The 23534-nt window shown below is 62.4% G+C and carries 18 protein-coding genes; 5 read left to right on the forward strand and 13 right to left on the reverse strand.

Annotation, left to right across the window (positions count from 1 at the left end):
- Positions 1-12 precede the first annotated feature (12 nt).
- Both F759_RS0131005 and F759_RS0131010 read left to right on the forward strand, forming a co-directional pair.
- Positions 13-1104, forward strand: a complete 1092-nt coding sequence (locus tag F759_RS0131005; RefSeq protein ID WP_027803268.1) for a glycosyltransferase family 2 protein — start codon at positions 13-15, stop codon at positions 1102-1104.
- 162 nt (positions 1105-1266) lie between these two features.
- Positions 1267-1488, forward strand: a complete 222-nt coding sequence (locus F759_RS0131010; RefSeq protein WP_027803269.1) for a hypothetical protein — start codon at positions 1267-1269, stop codon at positions 1486-1488.
- Between the two features lie 45 nt (positions 1489-1533).
- On the opposite strand, the gene F759_RS0131015 is transcribed toward F759_RS0131010, so the two are convergent.
- Positions 1534-2838, reverse strand: coding sequence for an MFS family transporter (locus F759_RS0131015; RefSeq protein WP_027803270.1), 1305 nt, complete (start codon positions 2836-2838; stop codon positions 1534-1536).
- A 313-nt stretch (positions 2839-3151) separates the two neighbouring features.
- Between F759_RS0131015 and F759_RS0131020 the strand changes: the two genes are divergently transcribed.
- Entirely contained in the window at positions 3152-4189 is a 1038-nt protein-coding gene (locus tag F759_RS0131020) for a GSU2403 family nucleotidyltransferase fold protein (RefSeq protein WP_027803271.1), read from the forward strand.
- Positions 4190-4245: 56 nt separating this feature from the next.
- On the opposite strand, the gene F759_RS0131025 is transcribed toward F759_RS0131020, so the two are convergent.
- The 11 genes from F759_RS0131025 to corA all read right to left on the reverse strand — a co-directional run bounded on the left by F759_RS0131025 (position 4246) and on the right by corA (position 21136).
- A complete protein-coding gene (locus tag F759_RS0131025) occupies positions 4246-5961 on the reverse strand; it encodes a SpoVR family protein (protein ID WP_027803272.1) in 1716 nt (571 codons plus the stop codon).
- Positions 5958-7229 (reverse strand): YeaH/YhbH family protein, encoded by a 1272-nt coding sequence (locus tag F759_RS0131030; protein WP_027803273.1) that lies wholly within the window; start codon positions 7227-7229, stop codon positions 5958-5960. The genes F759_RS0131025 and F759_RS0131030 overlap by 4 nt, the downstream gene beginning before the upstream one ends.
- Positions 7230-7352: 123 nt before the next feature.
- On the reverse strand, positions 7353-9275 hold the full coding sequence (locus tag F759_RS0131035; RefSeq protein ID WP_013339422.1) for a PrkA family serine protein kinase: 1923 nt from the start codon (positions 9273-9275) through the stop codon (positions 7353-7355).
- An 887-nt stretch (positions 9276-10162) separates the two neighbouring features.
- Complete coding sequence (locus F759_RS0131040; protein ID WP_027803274.1) at positions 10163-10924, reverse strand: 2-keto-4-pentenoate hydratase; 762 nt, start codon at positions 10922-10924, stop codon at positions 10163-10165.
- 457 nt (positions 10925-11381) lie between these two features.
- A complete protein-coding gene (locus tag F759_RS0131045; protein WP_027803275.1) occupies positions 11382-13208 on the reverse strand; it encodes a methyl-accepting chemotaxis protein in 1827 nt (608 codons plus the stop codon).
- Positions 13209-13392: 184 nt separating this feature from the next.
- Positions 13393-14316, reverse strand: a complete 924-nt coding sequence (rbsK, locus tag F759_RS0131050) for a ribokinase (protein WP_027803276.1) — start codon at positions 14314-14316, stop codon at positions 13393-13395.
- 81 nt (positions 14317-14397) lie between these two features.
- On the reverse strand, positions 14398-15438 hold the full coding sequence (locus F759_RS0131055; protein ID WP_027803277.1) for a LacI family DNA-binding transcriptional regulator: 1041 nt from the start codon (positions 15436-15438) through the stop codon (positions 14398-14400).
- A gap of 149 nt (positions 15439-15587) precedes the next feature.
- Positions 15588-16673, reverse strand: a complete 1086-nt coding sequence (locus tag F759_RS0131060) for an ABC transporter permease (RefSeq protein WP_027803278.1) — start codon at positions 16671-16673, stop codon at positions 15588-15590.
- Complete coding sequence (locus tag F759_RS0131065; RefSeq protein ID WP_027803279.1) at positions 16673-18265, reverse strand: sugar ABC transporter ATP-binding protein; 1593 nt, start codon at positions 18263-18265, stop codon at positions 16673-16675. Before F759_RS0131065 ends, F759_RS0131060 begins: the two co-directional genes overlap by 1 nt.
- 577 nt (positions 18266-18842) lie before the next feature.
- Positions 18843-19805, reverse strand: a complete 963-nt coding sequence (locus tag F759_RS0131070) for a sugar ABC transporter substrate-binding protein (RefSeq protein WP_027803280.1) — start codon at positions 19803-19805, stop codon at positions 18843-18845.
- A 353-nt stretch (positions 19806-20158) separates the two neighbouring features.
- The gene (corA, locus tag F759_RS0131075; protein WP_027803281.1) at positions 20159-21136 is read right to left on the reverse strand and encodes a magnesium/cobalt transporter CorA; all 978 of its coding nucleotides are present in this window, start codon (positions 21134-21136) and stop codon (positions 20159-20161) included.
- Positions 21137-21304: 168 nt separating this feature from the next.
- Between corA and F759_RS0131080 the strand changes: the two genes are divergently transcribed.
- Positions 21305-21505: a hypothetical protein gene (locus tag F759_RS0131080; RefSeq protein ID WP_027803282.1), complete on the forward strand. Its 201-nt coding sequence runs from the start codon at positions 21305-21307 to the stop codon at positions 21503-21505.
- The gene (locus F759_RS0131085) at positions 21502-22080 is read left to right on the forward strand and encodes an AAA family ATPase (protein WP_027803283.1); all 579 of its coding nucleotides are present in this window, start codon (positions 21502-21504) and stop codon (positions 22078-22080) included. The genes F759_RS0131080 and F759_RS0131085 overlap by 4 nt, the downstream gene beginning before the upstream one ends.
- Positions 22081-22212: 132 nt before the next feature.
- Here F759_RS0131085 and F759_RS0131090 read toward each other — a convergent pair whose 3' ends face one another.
- Complete coding sequence (locus tag F759_RS0131090) at positions 22213-23319, reverse strand: saccharopine dehydrogenase family protein (RefSeq protein WP_027803284.1); 1107 nt, start codon at positions 23317-23319, stop codon at positions 22213-22215.
- Positions 23320-23534: the final 215 nt, after the last annotated feature.

Raw genomic sequence — 23534 nt, forward strand, 5'->3', positions numbered from 1 at the left:
AGGCGACGCCCCATGTCCATTCCTGTGCCCTGCCCCGAGCCGGCCAAAGTGTCCATTTGCCTGCCGACGTGCAACCGGCCGGAACTGCTCGTCGAGTGCATCGACTCGTGTCTTGCGCAGACCTACGGCAATGTGGAAATCGTGATCGGCGACGATTCGAGCGACGCGCGCACCGAGCAACTCATCGCATCGCGTTACCGGAACGAGCGGCGCATCCGTTATACGCGGAACGAGCCGCCGCTTGGCCAGGCGCGCAATGTCGCGAGCCTGTTCGAGCGGGCGCGCGGCGACAGGGTCCTGTTGATTCACGACGACGATCTGCTCACCACCGACGGCGTCGAAAAACTTGCATCGCTCTGGAAGCTGCATCCACAGCTCGATGCCGCATTCGGCGCCCAGTATGAAGCTGACCATTCCGGCGCCATCGACGTCGAGGCGAGCGCGCGGCTCAACGCGGCGTTCCGGCGCACCAGGGACGCCGAAGGCTTGCAGCCGCTGCCCGGCAGAACGGGCCTCGTTCAGATGTTCCCGAACAACGGCTGGATGGCCGACGCGCGGCTCGTCAAGCGCATCGGCTATAAGGAGCAGTGCGGCGTGTGCTGCGATTTCGTATTCGGCGCCGAACTATGCCTCGCGGCGCGCGAGGTGTTTTATCTGCACGACTATGTGTCGGTGTACCGCAAGACCGCCACTTCCGTCTCCCATAGCACGCGCGGCACGGCGGCGGCGGCGACGCTCAGCGCCTATGCGTTCGTCAAGATGCTGAAACTGCCGCCGCAACTGGAAGCTTCACGCAAGCTCGCGCTGCGGCGGCTCGCGCCCATCGTCGTGTCGGTGCATGCGAGGAATCGAGAGGCGCGGCTCGGTCTCACGATCGCGCTGGCTCATCTGTTTGCGTATCACTATGGGCTGAGCGCGCGGCTTTACTACCATCTGCTGATGCTTTCGCGGGCCGCGGTGAGCGCGCGCGAGCGGGCCGTGGCGATTGCCGCCGCTGCGGCGCCGGGGGCGTCTGTGGCGTCTGTGGGGTCGAGCGGCGAAGCCGGCGCGATGGCGAAGGACCTCGTCGCGGAACTGGCCGCTGATACGGCCGAGCCTCGCTGATCTTCGAAGCCGCGGTGATCCTCGAAGCCTCGCCGGCACACGCGGTCAGCGCTTTTTCTGCTAAGCATCCTCTGCTTAGCAAACGCGTATTTGTTGCTTGGACTCGCGCCCGCCGCTGATTACGATGAGCCGGACACGTCATCAGCTTCGAGGTGATTCGCCATGTCCGACAGTGCCTGTTTCAAGCCGCGCGTAATCGAGCCGGTTGCCGCCAATCGGCCAGAGGGATTGGGGCTTGCGGTGGAGTTGTGGCTCGCGCATCCCGTCGACGGAATCGCTGGGCGAGCCGTGCAGATTCATTTGCGTAGCGACGCGAAAATGGCACAGGCCGAAACGCTGCGCGATCTGCTGCACGTGATCGGTACCGAGATCGTGGTGACCTGAGCAAGTGCGCGGCGCGCTGGGAAAGCGCGCGCAGCGTCACGATGTTCAGGGTTCGTGGCGCAAATAACCTTCTTTCGACGGATCGCGCATGCGCAGCGCGACGAGCCCGGCAATCGCGCACAACAAGGTCACGTACCAGTAGAACATCGACTCGCTGCCGACCGACTTCAGCCACAGCGCGACGTATTCGGCAGAGCCGCCGAAAATCGCATTCGCCACTGCATACGAAAGGCCGACGCCCAGCGCGCGCACTTCGGGCGGGAACATCTCGGCCTTGATCAGGCCGCTGATCGACGTGTAGAAGCTCACGATCGCAAGCGCCAGCACGATGAGGCCAAACGCCGCGTACGGGCTCGTGACGTCTTTGAGCGCGTGCAGCAGCGGCACTGTGCCGATGGTCGCGAACAGGCCGAAGCACAGCATCGAACGACGGCGGCCGATGCGGTCGGACAACGCGCCGAACACCGGTTGAATCACCATGTAAACGAAGAGCGCCGCGGTCATTACATTGCTCGCGGTCTTCGTGTTCATGCCGGCCGTGTTCACCAGGTACTTCTGCATGTACGTGGTGAACGTGTAGAAAATCAGCGAGCCGCCAGCGGTGAAGCCGAGCACCGTCATGAACGCAACACGGTGCTGCCATAAGCCGCGCAGCGTACCGGCTTCCTTGCGCTGACGCGTCGCGGCGGTGGTGGTTTCATCAAGCGATTTACGCAGATAGAGCGCGATCAGCGCGGCCATCGCGCCGATCACGAATGGCACGCGCCAGCCCCATGCCTTGAGTTCGGCGGTGGAAAGCGTCTGTTGCAGCACCACCAGCACGAGCAGCGCACACAACTGGCCGCCGATCAGCGTCACGTACTGAAACGACGCGAAGAAGCCGCGCCGCCCCTTGAGCGCGACTTCACTCATGTAGGTCGCGCTGGTGCCGTATTCGCCGCCGACCGACAGGCCCTGGAAAAGGCGCGCGACCAGCAGCAGCGCCGGCGCGAGCGCGCCGATTTGCGCGTAGGTGGGCAGCACGGCGATTACGAGCGAGCCGCCGCACATCATGAACACCGACACCATCATCGCGGTGCGACGGCCGTGTTTGTCGGCAAGACGGCCGAAGAACCAGCCGCCGATCGGCCGCATCAGAAAGCCGGCCGCGAATACGCCGGCTGTGTTGAGCAACTGCGTGGTGGTGTTGCCGCTCGGAAAGAATGCGGGCGCGAAATACAGCGCGCAGAACGAGTAGACATAGAAGTCGAACCACTCGACGAGATTGCCGGATGAGGCACCGACGATCGCGAAAATGCGGCGCCGTGTGTCGTGGGCGGAGGCCACGCTTTGGTCTGTGAGGTCGGTCATGTTATGTGTTCCTTGTCTCTTTAACGGAGGCGGCGGTCGTGGCGCCGCCTTCAGCACGCGATTTTTAGCGTGCGCGAATTTTACAGAATCGCAAGTGAAAGTTGGGGGTTTGTTGGCAACGGGTTGGCGCGGTTGTCGGCGCGGTTGTTGATGACCGGTGCGAAGGCGGCGCTGGCGTTCTGGTCGTGCCGCTGCGGGCGCTGCCTTGGCCCGCGAACACATTATCCCTTGCGAACCGACGTTAAGGTATAAGTTTGACCTCCGCGTTTTTATACCTTAATATAAAATCAAAGGGTATAAGGAGTCACCTGCTATGACCAGCTTTCACAACGACGCGCTGCAAACGCTGTACTCCTCCATCACCGAGCGCGCCAGCGGACAACGCCACATCGCGCTGCATTCCCCTGGCTCCGCCGCGCAGAAGACCGTTGACGGCAAAACGTACACCTACTGGCGCGTGTATCTGGCCTCGGGAAAGCACAAGGAAATGTCACTGGGCCGGACGGGAGAGCTCGCCACAGAGGCTGCGCTCGAAGCGCGGCTATCGGAAAGCGCGGAGATGCGCGCACTTGGCGCCGACGTCCAGGTGCTGCGTAAGGCGGGTTTTGCGGCTGCCGACAATTCTTCCGCGCTGACGCTCGCCACGCTTTTTAACGCCGGCATCTTCAGCCACGGTGGCGTGCTAGTCGGCTCCCACGCATTTGGTGCGCTTCTGAACAGCCTGGGCGTTCGCCTGCCTGCGAACTACCGGACGGAAGATATCGACATCGGCAGCACCGGGAGTATTTCGGTGGCTATCCCGGAAGAGCGCAGCTTTCTGGATATTCTCTGTGACAGCGGTATTCCTTTTCTCGAAGTGCCGGAACTGGATTCGCGCAAGCCGTCAACCTCGTTCAAGGCTCGCGGACAACCGCTCAAGGTCGATTTACTCGTGCCGGGTACCGAGGCATACGAGACGAAGGCGTTGCCCCAGTTGCGCGCACACGCGACGGGGCTTCCGTATTTCCGGTATCTGGTATCCAACCCGGCGCCCGGCTTTATTCTCGGCAAGGAACACGTGGTGCCGGTGATGCTGCCCGATCCCGCGAGATTTGCTCTTCACAAGCTTATTGTCAGCACGCTTCGCGATCCTTCGCGCGCACTGAAGGCAGACAAGGACCGACGGCAGGCCGCCGTGTTGATCGACGCGCTCACAGAGAAGTTTCCAGACTGGTTGACGACAGCCGCCAACGACCTGGAAAAGAGCGCGCGTGCCCGGGTTGCCCAAGCGGCTAGTCGGGCGCTGAGCCTGACCCCAGGTCTGTCCGAACGCGCCCGAGATTTTATGGCTGATTTAGGGGCCCACGCGTAATTTGTCTCCATCAGAGTTTCATACCCTTCGTCGGCCCCACTTCATCACAGTGCCCATCACGCCCTCACGGCCGGCGGCACATAGCGGCACTCGTAACGCTTCCTCACTGTGCCGTTTTCATCGACGCTTTCCAGATACACGTCGAACTGCCACAAGCGCGCCATGTGCTTGAGCACTTCATCGCTATCCGATGAAAGATGCCGGTTGTCGCTCATGAAGTGCCGCAGCGTCAGACTCCGGTCGCCACGCGTATTCACCGACCACACCTGAATATTCGGCTCCCGGTGATGCATGTCGTACTGCCGCGACAACGCCTGGCGCACGTACTGATAACCGCTGTCGTCGTGAATAGCGGAGACTTCCAGTGCATCGCGCATGTCATCGTCGAGCACTGAGAACAGACGCATTTCGCGGATCAGATGCGGCGACAGATACTGCGCGACGAAACTCTCGTCCTTGAAATTACGCATCGCGTAGTGCATTGCGGGAAGCCACGGACTGCCGGCCAGTTCCGGAAACCACTTGCGGTCTTCGTCGGTAGGGTTTTCGCAGATGCGGCGAATGTCGCTCATCATCGAAAAACCGAGCGCGTACGGATTGATGCCGCTGTAGTACGGCTTCGTGACGGGCGGCTGATAGACCACATTGCTGTGCGAATGGAGGAACTCCATCATGAAACCGTCTTCCAGCTTGCCCTGGTTGTACATCGTATTGAGCAACGTGTAATGCCAGAACGTGGCCCAGCCTTCGTTCATGACCTGCGTCTGCCGCTGCGGGTAAAAGTACTGCCCGACTTTTCGCACGATGCGGATCACCTCGCGCTCCCACGGCTCCAGCAAAGGCGCGTTTTTCTCCGCGAAATACAGCAGGTTTTCCTGCGGCTCGGGCGGATAACGTTCCTCGATTTCCTCGGGCAACGGGGTATGGCGTGTCGGCAGCGTGCGCCACAATTCGTTGACCTGCGATTGCAGATACGCCTCACGTTCCCGGCGCGCCGCGAACTCCTTTTCGAGCGACAGTTTCTGCGGACGCTTATAGCGGTCCACGCCGTAGTTCATCAGCGCGTGACACGAATCGAGCAGTTCTTCGACGCGATCCAACCCAAAGCGCTCCTCGCACTCCGCAATGTAGTTCTTCGCATAGACGAGGTAATCGATGATGGCATGCGCATCCGTCCACAGCCGGAACAGATAGTTGCCCTTGAAGAACGAGTTGTGCCCGTACGCCGCATGCGCGATGACGAGCGCCTGCATCGTCATCGTGTTCTCTTCCATCAGATACGCGATGCAGGGGTTCGAATTGATGACGATCTCGTACGCGAGCCCCATCTGCCCGCGACGGTAGCTTTTTTCGGTAGAGAGAAAGTGTTTGCCGAACGACCAGTGCCGATAATTTACCGGCATGCCAACGGACGCATAGGCGTCCATCATCTGTTCAGCGCTGATGAGTTCGAGCTGGATCGGATACACGTCGAGTTCATATTGCTCTGCAACACGGGCAATATGCGAGTCGTACTCCTCGATCAACTCGAAGGTCCAGTCGGACGGGCACGGCAGAGGCCGTCTATCGGCTACGTTCATACGGACTTCCCTTTGCCCCTCAGTGGGCGTTCCGGTGTGTCCCCGTGCTTCAGCGTTGTCGACTGCTCCGGCTGCGACCGGCCGAACCTCGTCTGCCGCTGCCTCGGCATGCCCCGACTGACGCTGCGGCACGCCTTTCCCACGCTCCGGCTGATAGCCGCGCGCTTCGTTGTGCAAGTGCTTGTTCGTCATGACGACGCCACCTGCTTTTCAAACAACTCGCGAAACACCGGATAGATGTCAGCCGCGGTTTCGACCTTCTTCATCGCCATGTGCGGCTGACTCAAGGCCAGTTGCGCATATTCGAGCCACAGATTCTGCTCTTCGGGCGTCACCTGAATATACGCAAAATAGCGCACCTTATCGAGGATGTCATCCGAGAGTATCTTGCGGCACTTCGGCGAGTCGTCGGTCCAGTTGTCGCCATCGGACGCCTGGGCGCCGTAAATATTCCATTCAGTCGGTGAATAACGCTCGTCCATGACCTTCTGCATCAACTCGAGCGCGCTCGATACGACGGTGCCGCCGCTTTCGGTCGAATGGAAAAACGTATCTTCGTCGACCTCTTCCGCTCGCGTGTGATGGCGAATGAACACCACCTCGATTTTTTCGTAATTGCGCTTCAGGAACAGATACAGCAGGATGAAAAAGCGCTTCGCGAGATCCTTGCGCTGCTCGTCCATTGAACCCGACACATCCATCAGACAGAACATGACGGCCTGGCTGGACGGCGTGGGCTGCTTCACGCGGTTCACGTAACGCAGATCGAACGGATCGATAAACGGAATGCGCCAAATGCGTCCGCGCAAATGGTGGATTTCCTCTTCGAGCAGCTTGATCTCTTCGCGACGGTCGTCGGGGTCGGCTTTCATGACCTCGAGTTGCCGCTCCATCTCGTGCAACTGATTGACGAGCGGCGCGCCGAGTGCAATGCGGCGGCCAAGCGCGCTGCGCAACGAACGGACCACGTCGATATTGTTCGGCGTGCCTTCGGCTGCCCAGCCGGCGCGGATGCTCTTCCACGTCGGCACGGCCATCAGGTGAGTTTTGACGAGTCGCGGCAGTTCGAGGTCGTCGAAGAAATACTGCATGAATTCTTCGCGGCTCAGTTCGAACACGAAGTCGTCCTGCCCCTCGCCTTCGTTGCTGGCCTGGCTGCCGCCTCCTCCACCGCCGCCGCCTTGCGGGCGCTGGATCTTGTCGCCGCGGATGTAATCGGAGTTGCCCGGATGCACCATTTCACGCCGGCCGCCCGGGCCGTGCCGGAACGACGGCTCCGCGATGTCCTTACGTGGAATGGTGATGCTCTGCGTGTTCTGAATGTCTTTGATGCTGCGGTCGCGCACCGCTTCCGAAACGGCGCGACGAATATAGTTCTTTACGCGACGCAAAAAACGTTCGCGATTTGCAATGCTTTTGTTCTTGCCTGCTAACCTGCGGTCGATGATTTGATGAAGCACGCCTCGTCTCCCTTGTCGACTCGTCGCGAGACGTACGCTGCCTGGTCCAATGCTATGTCCATGCAGTTTGCGCCTCACAAGGCGCCCGCGCGGCTGGGCCGCGCGGGCGGCACGCAATGCGGATCATGACGACTTGCGCACGCGCAGATACCAGTCACACAGCAAGCGCACCTGCTTCGGCGTATAGCCCTTCGCCACCATCCGGTTGACGAAGTCTTCGTGCTTGCGTTGTTCTTCCGCCGAGCCTTTGGCGTTGAACGAAATGACCGGCAGCAATTCCTCCGTGTTCGAGAACATCTTCTTTTCGATCACGACGCGCAGCTTTTCGTAGCTGATCCATGCAGGATTCTTCCCCGCATTCGCAGCGCGCGCGCGCAACACGAAGTTCACGATCTCGTTGCGGAAGTCCTTCGGATTGCTGATGCCCGCAGGCTTCTCGATCTTCTCCAGCTCGGCGTTCAATGCCGCGCGGTCGAAGCTCTCGCCGGTGTCGTGATCGCGGAACTCCTGATCCTGAATCCAGAAGTCGGCATACGTCACATAGCGATCGAAAATGTTCTGCCCATATTCAGAGTACGACTCCAGATAAGCGGTCTGAATCTCCTTACCGATAAATTCCGCGTAACGCGAGGCGAGCACGTCTTTGATGAACGACAGATACTTCTGCTCGGTTTCCGGTGGAAACTGCTCGCGCTCGATCTGCTGTTCGAGCACGTACATCAGATGCACCGGATTGGCCGCGACTTCAGTCGAATCGAAGTTGAACACGCGCGACAGGATCTTGAACGCGAAGCGGGTCGACACGCCGGTCATGCCCTCATCCACGCCCGCAAAGTCGCGGTATTCCTGGTACGACTTCGCCTTCGGATCGGTGTCCTTCAGATTCTCGCCGTCGTAGACCTGCATCTTCGAGAACAGGCTCGAATTTTCAGGCTCCTGCAAACGCGTGAGCACCGACATTTGCGCCATCATTTTCAGCGTGCCGGGCGCGCATACTGCATTGGCGAGCGACGAATTGCGCAACAGCTTCTCGTAGATCTTGATCTCTTCCGAGTAACGCAGGCAGTACGGCACTTTCACGACGAAGATCCGGTCGAGCAATGCTTCGTTGTTGCGGTTGTTGCGGAATGCCTTCCACTCCGACTCGTTCGAGTGCGCGAGGATCACGCCGTCAAAAGGAATCGCGCCGAAGCCTTCCGTGCCCTTGAAGTTGCCTTCCTGTGTCGCGGTCAGCAGCGGATGCAGCACCTTGATTGGCGCCTTGAACATTTCGACGAATTCGAGCAGGCCCTGATTCGCAAGACACAGGCCGCCGGAATAGCTGTAGGCGTCCGCGTCGTCTTGCGCATATTGTTCGAGCTTGCGAATGTCGACCTTACCGACAAGCGAGGAGATGTCCTGATTGTTCTCGTCGCCAGGCTCCGTCTTGGCGATACCGATTTGCCGCAAGATGGACGGATAGCGCCGCACCACGCGGAATTTACGGATGTCGCCGTTGTACTCGTGCAGGCGCTTGACCGCCCACGGGCTCAGAATGCTTTTCAGGTAGCGGCGTGGTATGCCGTACTGCTCTTCGAGGATCGGACCGTCCTCGTCATAATCGAACAAACCGAGTGGCGATTCGTTCACGGGCGAGCCCTTGATCGCGTAGAACGGCACGCGCTCCATGAGCTGCTTCAGACGTTCGGCGATCGACGATTTACCGCCGCCGACCGGGCCCAACAGATACAGAATCTGCTTCTTTTCTTCGAGCCCCTGGGCCGAGTGCCGGAAGTAGGCAACCACCTGCTCGATCACCTCTTCCATTCCGTAGAACTCACGGAATGCGGGGTATACCTTGATGACCTTGTTCGCGAAGATACGCGACAGACGCGGATCGTTGCGAGTATCGATCTGTTCGGGTTCTCCGATTGCCGTCAACATGCGTTCGCCAGCCGTGGCGTACGCGGCGGGATTGTCTTTGCAGAGCGCGAGATACTCCTCGAGCGAGAGTTCATCCTCTCGCGTTTTCTCGAAGCGGGTCGCGAAACTGCTGTAGATATCCATGCTACCTCCTCGCCGAAGTCTAGACCGATGTCGTGCGCGGCGCGCTATTCGGAAACGACATCGCTCGAATTCATCCTAAACCCTTTTAAATTTTTTTTCACGAACTACGTTGCGAAAATCGCGCCGTGTCCGCCTCCCTACATTCATCACTTGGAAAGCACGTTTCGACGACCTACAATCTTGCGCGTCGAACGATGTAAACCGATCGCTTCTGCCTCGCTTCACTACTTCACTTCACTACTTCATCCGGGCACTCGCATCGACGCGTTGTCTGCACACGCACACTGCGTACCTTAACGCCGGCATCGCGCGAATTTCACGCTACGTCCCCGCTCTTTTTGCTCTCGCGCCTTTCCTTCCTAACGCTTCGACATGCGTTTGGTCTACATGTCCTCGCATCTGTTACATGTCGACTAACAAAGTTGCACGCATGGTTCGCCGTCGCACTTTCATGCAGTTCGTCCATGTACGCGACGTTTCGTTCCATTGCGATTCAACATCGGCTCAGCGATCGTCGTGCCGCTGCGCATGCTTTGCTATCGACCCGACCCGTCACATGCTTCGCATGTTCTGCATAACCGCGTCGACGGCATGGTTGCCTGAGCGACATGCGCCGCCGATACCTCACGCATCTACCGTACAACTCGCATTTCGCCTCTCGCAGTTCACTTCCGACACTTCACTTAGCAGTTCGCCCCCCTTAACTGGATAACGGCGCGGCGCTGAGTCGGTTCAATAGGGTATACGGCTAAGGCGAGATCGCAGATGCGCCAAATGTAAAACGGCCGCCCGCCGGCAGCCGTTAAATTTCGCGTTTGTAATGCGCCGTTACAAGCACGGCATGAACGCAGTTCGAACAGCGTGTCGCATGACACAGTGTCACGCATTCAGGTCAGTTCGATTTCGACCTCTCCCAGCCCGTCGATATGACCGCGCACGACGCCCGGTTTGCCCACATTGTGCGCACCGACGTAAGAACCCGTGGTCAGTGTCCATTCCGGCTGGATCGTGATGCCGGTGGCGGCGCAATGGTTGACGAACCAGACCAGCAGTTCGCGCGGATCGCCCGCGGGATTGCCGGTGGCGGCGGGCACAAGCGAATCGCCGTCGAAGCTCAGTTCCAGTTCCGGCGAAACGAAATCGAAGCCGCGCGTGAGTCCCGCATACGCCACCGGATGACCGGTGATCAGCGCGCCGTTGTTCTGCGCGTCGGCGAGCTGGGCAAGGGGCGCGACATTGGGCCATTCGGCGAAGCGGCTATCGACGATCTCAATGGCCGGCAGCACCGCGCCGACCAGTGCGAGCACCTCGTCGCGTGCGTAGGCGCGGCCGCGCGGCTCGATTGCCTCCGTGAAGCGAAACGCGATCTCCAGTTCCAGCAGCACGCGAAAGAAGCCCGCATGCGTGATGCGCGCCGGCGAAGGCAGCACGAGCGAATCGGGGATCGGCGCGCCCGAGGCGGGTCCGCCGGGCGCCTTGGCGCCGATCTTCCACGCGCCGGTGGAGTCACCGAGGCCCGCGATGACCGCCTGCTGAATCGCATACGCGGTGGCGGCGTCCGGCGGCATCTGTTCGTGCGGGAGCCCGTCGATTGGGCGATGCTGCCGGCGTGCTTCGACGAGGCGGTGCGCGAGGTCGTGTGGCGTCATGTCGGTCCTTTGTGGCTGGCGCATTGAACGGCTATTGCAGCGCGGTGGTTAGCGGTGGCAGCGGTGTTAGCGGTGATTAAGGGCGACGCATGCTGAGCGACGCGACGTGAAGCGGTGAGTTCGGTGCGGCAGCAGCCCGACTTGGCCGATAGCGGCACACCCGCCGACAGCCGAAGCGCCACAGCCCGCAACCGCTTTGCGCAATCCGGTTGCGAATTACCGCAGCCGCGCCCGTCAATGTACCGGATCGTGAGGCTCGCCAGGGCGCCGGCCGCTTCGCAAATGCGACTTAATGCGCATGCCATAAAAAAACCGCGCCTGCATACGCAGGCGCGGTCTTCGGATGTAAAGCGGCTCAGCCGCCCCGGCATTCGTTCCGAAGCCGAGGCGCCAGGAACGGCCGTTGCAACGAGCGCTTCTGCCGCGCGCGGCGATGCGGCGAATGCCGCCGATTTCGTCAGAACGTTTCCCAGTCCTGATCGCTGCCGGCGCTGGCGACAGCCGCAGCCTTGGCGGGCGCTCGCGGCGCCGCAACCGCTTTCGGCGCACCGGGTTTCGACGCTGTCGTTGCAGAAGCCGCCCGCGTTGACGCTGCCGCCACATGTTGCGCGGGGCCCGCGCCACTCGCGCGCGGCGCGGCACGCGAGCCGACACGAGAAGCCGACCGCGCCGCAGCCGGGGCAACGCGCGCGGGCGCCGGCACAGGCCTCGGCAAGGCGCCGCCCGCCGTCTTCAAGCCGCCGTCTCCGAGTTGGAACACGGCAACCGCGCCGCGCAGCTTGTCGGCTTGGTCTTCGAGCGAAGACGCAGCCGCCGCCGCTTCCTCGACCAACGCGGCGTTTTGCTGCGTCGCTTCGTCCATCTGGGTGACGGCGCGCGCCACCTGGTCGATGCCGCTGCTCTGCTCTTCCGAGGCCGCGGCGATTTCGCCCATGATGTCGGTTACCCGCTGCACTGCGCCGATGATCTCGCCCATCGTGCGGCCCGCCTCGTCGACGAGGGCCGAGCCCGACTGCACGCGATCCACCGACGTGTCGATCAACTCCTTGATCTCCTTGGCCGCCGCCGACGAGCGTTGCGCGAGGCTGCGCACTTCGCCCGCGACGACCGCGAAACCGCGCCCGTCTTCGCCGGCACGCGCCGCTTCGACGGCCGCGTTTAGCGCGAGGATGTTGGTCTGGAACGCGATTCCTTCGATGATCGAGATGATGTCGGCGATCTTCGCGGAACTCTGATTGATCTCGCCCATCGTGCCAACCACCTGGCCGACCACCGCGCTGCCCTTGTTGGCGATTTCCGACGCATTGGCCGCAAGCGCGCTTGCCTGACGGGCGTTGTCGGCGTTCTGTTTCACGGTGCCGGTCAATTCTTCCATGCTCGACGCCGTTTCCTGCAACGCCGACGCCTGTTCTTCCGTGCGCGAGGACAAATCGATGTTGCCGGCCGCGATTTCGCGCGTTGCGGTCGCAATCGACTCACTGCCGCCACGCACCGCGCGCACCGTTTCGGTGAGACTGCGCTGCATCTTCGCGATGCCTTCGAGCACCTGCCCCATTTCATCGCGCGACGTGACGACGACCTGACGGCGCAGATCGCCAGCGGCAATCGCGTCGAAATGACCGAGCGCCTCGGCGAGCGGCCGGGCAATTGCCCGGCTCAGCGCCATGTACGACAGCAGCGCCGCGAGGATGCCGGCGAGCAACGCGCCCATGCTGACCATGCGGAACACCTGAAAGCTCGATTGCGCCGCGTCATAGCCTTGGTGGGCCAGATCGAACTGATGCTTGCGCAGGGTGTCGTCGGCGGTCGCGAGTTCGTTGTAGGCGACCTGAAGGCGCTTGGCGCCGTCGATCAGCTTGCTCTGGTCGCTCGCCGCGATCACCGCCGCAAACGCGTCGGCCTGCTGATGCAGCGCGTCGCGCTTGCTGGCGACATCGCGTGCGATCCGGTCTTCGTCGTCGTCACGCGCCAGGTCCGTGTACTTCTTCCACCATATGTCCGACGTGGCGCGCATGCCGCGCGCGCGTTCCAGCGTCGGCGCCGATTCCGGCGTGCCTATCATGAAGGCCGCGCGGTCGAGCGCGAGACGCTCGCGCGCCGCGAACAATTCGGCATTGCCGATGCTGACGGCACCCGGCATCGAATTAGTGAACGTCTCCCTGTAGGCGTCATTCGAACGGCTCATGCCAAAGAGGCCAAATACGCCGATGCCTGCCAATAGCGCCGCGAGAAAAGCCATCGTGAGGCCGATCCGGGCCTTGATCGAAATCCGTTTGTTCAACATGCGTGTTCCTGTGCTTGACGGATGAGAGCGGTGCTCTATTAGCCTCGTTTACGGCAACCGGAACGCATACTTGATGCGCTTATCGTATGAACAAAGCTAGTTGGCGGAAGATAGGGAAAGAAATGCGCGCAAACGAGCGAAAACACCCGCACAGCATCGCCCGACGCCGTCGGCGTCGCGCAATTCAGGTTTCCAGTTCGCCGCGCGTGGGAATTGAGGGTTGCGCGCCGGCGCGTGTCACGGACAGCGCCGCGGCGCGCTGGGCGAAGCGGATTGCCGCGTCGACGCTCGCGCCCTGCGCGAGCTGCGCGGCGAAACCGCCTATGAAAGTATCGCCGGCCGCAGTCGTATCGACGGCTTTGACCTTCGGCGCGTCGTACAACACGGGCGCCGCACCGTCGAGCGCCGCCTGCACACCGCGCGGCCCGAGCGTCACGAGTACATTGCGCGCGCCGGCTGCGCGCAGCACGGCGGCGGCCGTGGCTGCTTCTTCCGGCGAGCCGACCGGCAAGCCGGTCAACATCGCGGCTTCGAGTTCGTTCGGAATCAGATAGTCGATGAGCGGCAGCCACTCGGCGGGCAGCGGGCCGGTAGCGGGCGCCGGGTTCAGCATCACCATCTTGCCAAGGCGCCGGGCCGCGGCAAGCGCCGCGTGCACCGTGTCCAGCGGCGTTTCAAGCTGACAGATCACGACGTCGGCGGCGGCGAGCACCGCTTCGTGACGCGCGATGGTTTCGGGCGTCACTTCGCCGTTGCTGCCTGCCACGATCACAATCGCGTTCTGGCTCGCATCGTCGACGACGATCAGCGCGACGCCCGTCGCCTCCCGGCCGGTTTCCACTGCCGCGCAGTCGATGCCTTCCGCTTCGAGGCCCGCGCGCAGTTGGGCGCCGTTCGCATCGGCGCCCACACAGCCGAGCATCGACACCTGCGCGCCGAGCCGGGCCGCGGCCACCGCCTGATTGCCGCCCTTGCCGCCCGCGACCTGCGCGAACGTGCGGCCAGCCAGCGTTTCGCCGGGGTGCGGCAGACGCGGCGCGCGCGCCACCAGGTCCATGTTCAGACTGCCCACCACCGCCACGCGCGAGCTCGCTTCTTTACTTGCCACTCATTTCTCCCGTAGTCCAGCTTCTCAAACCTGCCGATGCGCGTTGCAGTTCAAACCGCGTTCCAAGCCCGCAACCCGCGCTCACGCGGCGAGGTTGCGCTTTCCAGCGCCAGCCCAGGTCGACGTCGATTCGCGCACGATCAGCCGCGGCGACACGACACGCCGGCGCCCGATGGGCCGCGCGCTCGCCGACGACTTGCCGGCGATCCGTTCGATCAATGTCTGCGCAGCCATGTCGCCGAGCGCGCGCACCGATTGGCCGACCGTAGACAGCGCCGGATAGGTGAAGCGTCCAAGCTCGATGTCGTCGAAACCGATGATCGAGCAGTCGCGCGGCACGCTGATATTGCGCTCCGCCGCGGCGCGCAACGCGCCGATGCCCATCATGTCGTTGCACGCAAAAATCGCCGACGGCTTGACCGTGTCGAACAGTTGCGCGGCAGCGCGATGCCCGCCGGTGCCTGAAAAGTCGCTTTCGACGATCGCATTGGGCGGAATCTCGATGCCGCGCTCGGTCATCGCGCGGATAAAGCCGTGGACCCGCATCGCACTGACTGCCGTCGCGACGGGCCCGCTGATGCAGCCGATCCGCACATGCCCCAGTTCGAGCAGATGACGCGTCGCCAGATATGCGCCCTTCTCGTGATCGATCTGCACGAGGTCCGCGTTCACGCCTTCAATATTGCGGTCGACGATCACGAGCGGCTCGCGCGCGTCCGCGAGCGTCTGCGCGAGGACCGCGTCGTCGCCGGCGGACGCGACGATCAATCCGTCGATCCGCTTTTCCTGCAGCACGCGCAGATAGTTGCGCTGCTTCGCCGGGTCGTCGTCGGAATTGCAGAAGAACACACAGTAGCCGTTGCGGGAGCAACCGTCCTCGATGCCCCGCGCGAGCTCCGCAAAATACGGGTTCGTGCTGTTCGGCACGACGAGTCCGATGGTCGCGGTAGCGCGCGCCTTCAGCGAACGGGCCACCGCCGACGGCACATAGTGAAGCTGGCGAATCGCGTGCTCGACCTTCGCGCGCACGTCGGCCGACACCGGCCGCGAGTTGTTCACCACGTGCGAAACCGTGGTGAAGGACACGCCCGCCACGGCTGCTACATCCTTGATCGTCGCCATAACCTGTTGCTCTCCCGCCTGTTTTTCCCGCCGGTCATGCAGTCTGCGGACCTCGGGACATCCTCATCGAAGGCACGTCACATTCATGAATTCTTACGCTTTACCGCAAACCGCCCTTGAACCGCCCGGCACGCGTTAAGGTCTCTCCATCAGGCACGCTTGCGGCGGCTGCGGTACGTGTCGAGCACCACGGCCACGACGATCACCGCGCCGGTAATCATCCGCTTGGTCGGCTCATTCGCGCCGATCTGCGCGAGGCCGGCGGCCAGCACCGAAATGATCAATACGCCAAAAAAGGTACTGATGACCGAACCGCGTCCGCCCATCAGACTCGTGCCGCCGATCACCACCGCCGCGATCACCTGCAGCTCGACGCCGACGCCCGCGTTGGGGTCGGCGGCCTCCAGACGCGAAATCTGGAACAGCGACGCCAAGCCCGCGAGCGCGCCCATCAGCGCGAACACGATCACCTTGTACGGCCGCGGATTGACGCCCGCGAGCCGCACGGCTTCCTCGTTGGTGCCGATGCCGACCAGATAGCGGCCGAACACCGTGCGCGTGAGCACCAGTTGTGCGATCACCATCACCGCCACGGCGATCAGGAAAGCGGGCGATATGCCGACCGCGATCGGGTTCGACAGAAAATCGAAGGCGTCGCCGATATAGGCGGTGCGCGAGTTCGTCATCTGATACGCGAGGCCGCGCGCGGCTTCGAGCACGCCCAGCGACACGATGAATGACGGAATCCGCCAGCCGACCGTGACCGCGCCGGTAATCGTACCGGTCAGCGCCGCCGCCGCGACGCCGAGCAGCGCCGAGGGCAACGGGCCCCAGCCCCACTTGAGCGCCGCCACGCTGACCACCGACGCGCCGAGCGCGAGCACCGACCCGACCGACAGATCGATACCCGCGATGATCAGCACGAACGTCATGCCGACCGACATCACGACCAGATCCGGAATCTGATTGGCGATCGTGCTGAACGTGTCGTACGTCAGGAAGTGCGAACTCAGCAGCGAGAACAGCACGATCATGCCGAGCAGCGCGCCGGCCAGGCCCAGGTAGTTCGAAAATCCCAGCCGCGTGCCGGCCGGTTTGCCGCTCGCGAGCGGCGCAGACGGATCGGCGGGCGGCGCCGCGCTTGCATTTGCGTTTGCATTTGCATCCGTCTTGCCGTTTGCAGCCGCGCCGCCCGGCTTCGCGCCCGACGTTTCGCGCAACGATTGATCGGTCATCACAGACTCCCTGCTTCGTTGGTGTCGAGCGTGTGCAACAGCGCTTCGCGGCTGCGGTAGCCGGCGAAAGCGGCGGCCAGCAACGCGTCCTGCGACCACGTATTGCGTTCGAACACACCTGTCATGCTTCCCGCGGACATCACGCCGATCCGGTCGCAGATCAGCATCAGCTCACGCAGGTCGCTCGACACCACGACGAGCGCACGCCCTTCACGAGCCAGCGCGCCCATCAAGCCATAAATATCGAACTTCGCGCCGACATCGATGCCGCGCGTGGGTTCGTCGAATAACAGCACGCGGCAATCGCGCGCAAGCCAGCGGCCGATCACGACCTTCTGCTGGTTGCCGCCCGACAGCTCGCCGACAATCTGGCCGGGCCCCGAACTGCGAATCCGCATCGCGTCGATCTGTTTCTTCGCCAGCGCGTTTTCGCGCTTTGCATCGACGATGCCGTGCCGCGCCACGCTGCCGATGTTGCCGAGCGACACGTTGGCCGCGATCGGCTGCGGTAGCAGCAGGCCCTCGCCTTTGCGGTCCTCGGTGATCAGCGCAACGCCAGCGCGCACCGCGTCCGAAGGCGAATCGATCTGTACGGGCGAAGGCGGCGCGCCCGGCGTGGCGGCCAGCGCCACCGTGCCGCCGTCTTTCGGGTCGGCGCCGTAAATGAGCCGCATCAACTCCGTGCGGCCCGCGCCGATCAAGCCGCTGATGCCGAAAATCTCGCCCGCGCGCACCTCGAACGACACGTCGCGCACAAGCTTGCCGCGCGTGAGCCGCTCGACCTTCAGGAGCGGCGCGCCGATATTGCGCACACCGAGGTCGATCTGCTCGCCGAGTTCACGGCCGACCATCCACGTGACGATCTGGTCGCTCGTCAGATTGGCCATTGCGTCGACGTGCACAAGGCGCCCATCGCGCAGCACCGCGATCTGCTCGGCCACTCTCGCCAACTCCTCGAGCCGGTGCGAGATATAAACCAGCGCGACGCCGCGCGCCTTGAGCCGGTCGATCTGTTCGAACAGCAGATCGACTTCGCGCGCAGTCAGCATCGCGGTCGGCTCGTCGAGGATCAGCACACGACAGTCGTCGATCAGGTTGCGCGCGATCTCCACCATCTGCTGATGGCCGATGCCGAGCTCGCCCACCAGCGTGTCGGGATCGATTGCATCGAGACCGACTTGCGCCATTGCGTGGCGCGCGTCCTCGCGCAGCTTGCGGCGGTCGATCCAGCCGAAGCTGAACGCGCCCGCGCGCGGCAAGCGGTTCAGAAACAGATTTTCGGCCACCGACAACGTGGGCAGCAAATTCAACTCCTGCATCACCATGCGCACGCCGAGCGCCTCGGCTTCGGTACGGCTCGCCGGCGCGTACGGCTGGCCCGCGAGCCGCATGCTGCCGGCGGTCGGCTCGACGAGGCCGCCGATAATCTTGGACAGCGTGCTCTTGCCGGCGCCGTTTTCGCCGGTGAGCGCCAATACCTCACCGGCGTGCAGCGACAATGACACGTCGGCGAGCACCGGTTCGGCGTAGGTCTTGCCGATGCCGCTAACGGACAGAACGGCAGGCAAGGCGTCGTGGTCGATTGAATCCATCGCAATCCTGTTTCACCGCGTCAGGCATGCCTCGTACGACTCGCTCAAACGAGGCGGCGCCCGGCGCCGTGCGGTCAATGCCGGCCCAACGCGCGGAATGCGCAGGCGCTAAGGGCCGCGCGCCTCCCGCCGTGCAGCCGCCGTCATGACGCTTACCTCTGGAATTAACGGCGGCCCGGCAGGTTTCTTGAGCGGCTATTGAGCGTTCATTGAATAGTAGGCGCGCAGTCGAGGTTTTTGTGCGGCGCTCGTGGCTTGGTGGTGGGGCTTGGCTTTGGCTTTGGCTTTGGCTTTGGCTTTGGCTTGTGCTTTGGCTTGTGCTTTGGCTTTGGCTTTGGCTTTCGCTTCGGCCTTGGCTTCCGCTTCGGCCTGGCTTCGACAACCGCGTTCGCTTCGACCTCGGCTTTGACATTGGCCCTAGCGTTAGTCCGAGCCTCAACCTTAGCTGCTGCACACTTCCCGCCACCTTCACTGCCACGAATCGCACTACATTACGGCCAGATTCCAGCCGCGTTTGCGCCGCCACCGTCCGCGCAAATCCGCGCGCCCTGCTAGTCGGTTTAGCTGCCGACGACGCTTACTTCGTCACCAGGTCGCATGGCGTTTCGACCACGCCCGACAATTGCGACTGCTTCTTGTGCTCGCTCAAGGCTTTCAATGCGGTGTCGATGCCGAACACGGCCTGCTTGGCAGCGTACTGATCGGCCGTGGCGAGCACGCGGCCGTCCTTCAACATCGGCTTGATCGCGTTGATGTTGTCGTACCCGACCACGTACACCTTGCCCTGCTTGCCCGCGGCGCGCACCGCGGAAACCGCGCCGATCGCCATGTTGTCATTGCCCGCGAGCAGCGCCTTCAGGTTCGGGTACTCGTTGAGCATGGCCGACGCCACTGCGTTGCCCTTGTCGATTTCCCATTCGCCCGACTGCACGGAGACGACTTTCGCGCCGACGGCCTGCATCGCGTCCTTGAAGCCCGCGGTGCGCTGCTGCGCGTTGGTCGTGGTCGACACGCCCTCGATGATGCCGACCTCGTCGCCCGCCTTCAGCTTTTTCGCGAGGTAATCGCCGACCTTCTGTGCGCCCTTGCGGTTATCCGGTCCGACGAACGGCACGTTCAGGTCCTTCGACTTGAGCACGTCCGGGTCGAGCCGGTTGTCGATATTCACGACGATGATGCCCGCGTCCACGGCCTTCTTGACGACCGGCACGAGCGCTTTCGAATCGGCCGGAGCCAGCACGATCGCGTCCACCTTCGACACAATCATCTGTTCGACGATGCGAATCTGGTTCGCCGTATCGGTCTCGTCCTTGATGCCGTTCGTGATCAGGTCGAACTGCGATGAGTTGTGCTTCTGGTAGTCCTTCGCGCCGGTTTCCATCGTCAGGAAGAACTCGTTGGCGAGCGACTTCATCACCAGCGCGACCTTCGGCTTATGCGCGGGTGCGTTCTGGGCGTGGGCGGCGGAAAACGGCAAGGCGGCGGTAGCTGTGGCGAGGATTGCGGCCGCCACGATGCGGCGGCGAATGCGATTGCTCATGCATATCTCCTAGGTTTGTCGGGCTCACGACGAGCCGTATTTTTAGTTACGCGCAAACGTTTGCGGGACTCATTCTCAGCGCACGGCGGCTCGATTGTCAACGATTTGCGGTGTTGCAGTGCACCGGCGCGCATAAACTGCGGCGCGCCGGCTGGCTCGCGCCCAAGGTCGATGGCTGAATGCCGAAACGCCCGGCGGGCGTCCCGGCTGAGAGGGTCTGGCAAAGGGTCCTCGCTTGGTCCAGCGTGACGGTATTGCCGTCGGCTGCAATCTCAGCAGCCGGCGGGCCGCCTATGCTGGACTTTTATTGCGCTGCGTGCAAGCGCCACCCAGCGCTGAATGCGGCCTGGCAATCAGAGCCAGCCGGCCTTGCGAAAGCGCCAATAGAGAAAGATGTCGACGGTCAGCATGATGGCAAGGCACAGCGGATAGCCGTAGCGGAAATGCAGCTCGGGAATATTCTGGAAATTCATGCCGTAAATCCCGGCGATCATGGTCGGCACCGCGAACAGCGCGGCGAACGAACCGAGCCTTTTGGTCACTTCGTTCTCGGCCAGCGAGATCATGCCGAGGTTCACCTGCACCGCGGTCACGACCATTTCGCGCCGGCCGTCGATGATGCGCACGATCCGTTCGAGGTGATCGTAGACATCGCGAAAGTACGCCTGCATGCCTTCGCACACGCTCGGAATGCGGCCGCCCGTCAGTTTGCTGATCGCCTCCTGCAACGGCGCGATGTGATGCTGAAGAATCACGAGGCGCCGTTTCAACGAATACAGATCCTGAATGATTGCGCGCGAGGCAGCCGAGTCGTTGCGCTCGAAAATGCGGTCTTCGATTGCTTCGATCTCCGTATTCATCGCCTCGATGATCGGGAAATAACGGTCGACGATGTCGTCGGCGAGCGCATACAGCACGAATGCCGAGCCCGCCTTCAGCAACTGCGGCTCGCGCTCGCAGCGCGCCCGCACGTTCTGAAAGCCCGCGCGCGTGCCGCGCCGCACCGACAGCACATAGTTCGCTCCGACGAATACATCGACTTCGCCGATCAGCAGTTCGCAATCCTCGTCCATCTCGACCGTGTGCATCACCGCGAACAGCGACTCGCCGTATTCCTCGATCTTCGGACGCTGATGACCGTTCTGCGCGTCTTCGATTGCAAGGTCGTGCAAACCGAACTCGTGTTTCATCACGGCGAGCTCGCCCGGCCCCGGGTCTTTCAGCGCTACCCATACGAAACACTCGGGCCGGGCCACATAGTCGCTGATGCTATCGATGTCGATGTCTGCCAGCTTCCGGCCGTCCTGATAGGCGGCGCAATTGATCAGCATGTTGATTACCCTGAAAGCGGAATAGAACGGGCCGGCAGCGCCGTGCGTATGCCGAGCCGGTCCGCATGAATGGAGTGCGATAGCCGCCATGTTAAGGGCTGTCGGCAGCGCTCATGTATCGAATTGTTAAACGCGGCCAACGTCTAGCATCGACGCTTGCACCGGACCTTGCATGCCGCCGCGTTCTTCTTCATGATCGCTGCAAGGGGCAACAGCAAGGAGACCGCAATGTGGCATTTAATCGCGATTCCCGGCATTGGCGCGGCGCTGGGGTTTCGCATCGTCGACGCGATGAGCCTAGAAGCGAACGGCAAGTTCGCGCGCGAGCCGCAACGCGCGGCAACTCGAACGGAAGGCAGGTCTTCGTGAGCCGGCTGGTTTTCATTTGCGGTCACGCGGGCACCGGCAAAACCACGCTCGCGAAGAAACTGATCGGCCCGCTGATGAAAGCAGCGGCCGAGCCGTTCTGCCTGCTCGACAAGGACACGCTCTACGGCGGCTATAGCGCGGCTGCAATGCGCATGCTGACCGGCGACCCGAACGATCGCGACAGCCCGCTTTTTCTGCAACATCTGCGTGAGCCGGAGTATCGCGGTCTCGTCGACACCGCGCGCGACAATCTCGAACTCGGCATCAGCGCGCTGGTGGTCGGGCCGCTCTCACGCGAAGTCCGCGAGCGGCGACTTTTCGATCGCGCGTGGCTCGGTATCGGCGAAGAAGTCAACGTGCGAGTCGTGTGGGTGCATGTGTCGGAAGAAGCCGCGCATCGACGGATCGTGGCGCGCGCCAATCCGAACGACGCGTATAAGCTCGCGCATTGGGACGAGTACCGGCAGCGGCGCTTCGTGCCATCCGGCGACATGTGCGACGATCTGCTGATGTTCGACAACACCGCGCCGGGCGCGGCGGACCATGACGCGTTGCTCGCGCACGTTCTTGGTTAACCGCAAGCCGCGTCCGGAACGATGCCGCAGTGGCCTGCTTGGCGGCCGCGTCGAAGCGATAACCAGGCGAAACCAGACAAACAAAAAAACGCCCCGCATGCGGGGCGTTCCTGCTTCTATCGACAACGCTTGTCAGACCGTCGCCGCGCTTTGCAGCGACTCCAACGCCTGCCCTTCGTACAGCCGGCCGAAGCGATTACTCAGGAAATCGTGCAGCGACACCTGCTCCTGACGCACGAAGCCGCGTTGCGGCAGCTTCTTTTCACGGAACAGATCCAGCACCGCGCACATCGCGCCCGCCGTGGTGATCTGGATCGCGCTCATCGGCACACCGCAAACCGTCTTCGCGAAGATCTTGCGCGTGAACACTTCCTGCACGAGTTGACCGTCGCGCATGCCGCTTACGGTGATGAATACGAGCACCACGTCCTGCGCGGTGGACGGCACCGAACGGCGCATGATCGTTTTCAGCGTATCGCGGTCGCTCGAAAGACGCAGGTCTTCGAGCAGGAATTGCATCAGATTGCGGTGGCCCGGATAGCGCACCGACTTGTAATCGAGCGACTCGACGCGGCCGGACAGCGTTTCACACAGCGTGCCTAGACCGCCCGACGTGTTGAAGGCTTCATACTCGATGCCGTCGAGCGAAAAATGTTCGAGGCCTTCGAGCGGCTGCACCCACTGCGTGCGGCTGTCGCGGATCGCTTCACAAGGCTGGCAGTATTCGTTGATGAGACCGTCCACGCTCCACGTCAGGTTGTACTTGAGTGCATTGGTCGGGAACTCGGGCAGCGCGCCGACGCGCATCTTGACATCGCGGATTTCCGTGAAGCGGTTGGCCAGTTCGTGCGCGGCAATGCCGATAAAACCAGGGGCGAGGCCGCACTGCGGCATAAATGCGTGATCGGCATCGTCGGCGATTGCGCGGATCGCGTGAGTGGCGCGTACGTCCTCGGTCAGATCGAAATAATGGACGCCCGCTCCCTTCGCGGCGGCGGCCACGTTCACCGCGAGGTAATACGGCAGCGCGTTGACGAGCGCGTCGAAGCCATGAACCGCGGCGCGCAGCGTGGCGGCATCGGCGGAATCCACACGGCGGGTTGAAATGCCCTGTGCCGCGAGTTTGTCGAGCGCGTGCTGATCGCGGTCGAACGCGACCACGTCATAGTCGCCGGTTTCGCGCAGCATATGGGCGATGGTGTGACCGATCAGACCTGCACCAACGATGGCTACTTTCATGTTCTTCTCCTTTGTCGAGCAGAGTTAGCGCTTTAGCGCTTAGTCTGGTCCCATGCACAGCTGTCGAGCAGAGTTAGCGCTTTAGCTGTCGGTCGGAGTTCGCGCTTCAGCGCGTTACTCCGGCCCCATGCAAAGCACTTGGTCTGGTCCCATGCACAGCTGTCGACCAGAGTTAGCGCTTTAGCTGTCGGTCGGAGTTCGCGCTTTAGCGCGTT

Origin of the sequence: Paraburkholderia dilworthii (assembly GCF_000472525.1) — a bacterium.
GTDB classification, from domain to species: Bacteria; Pseudomonadota; Gammaproteobacteria; order Burkholderiales; family Burkholderiaceae; genus Paraburkholderia; species Paraburkholderia dilworthii.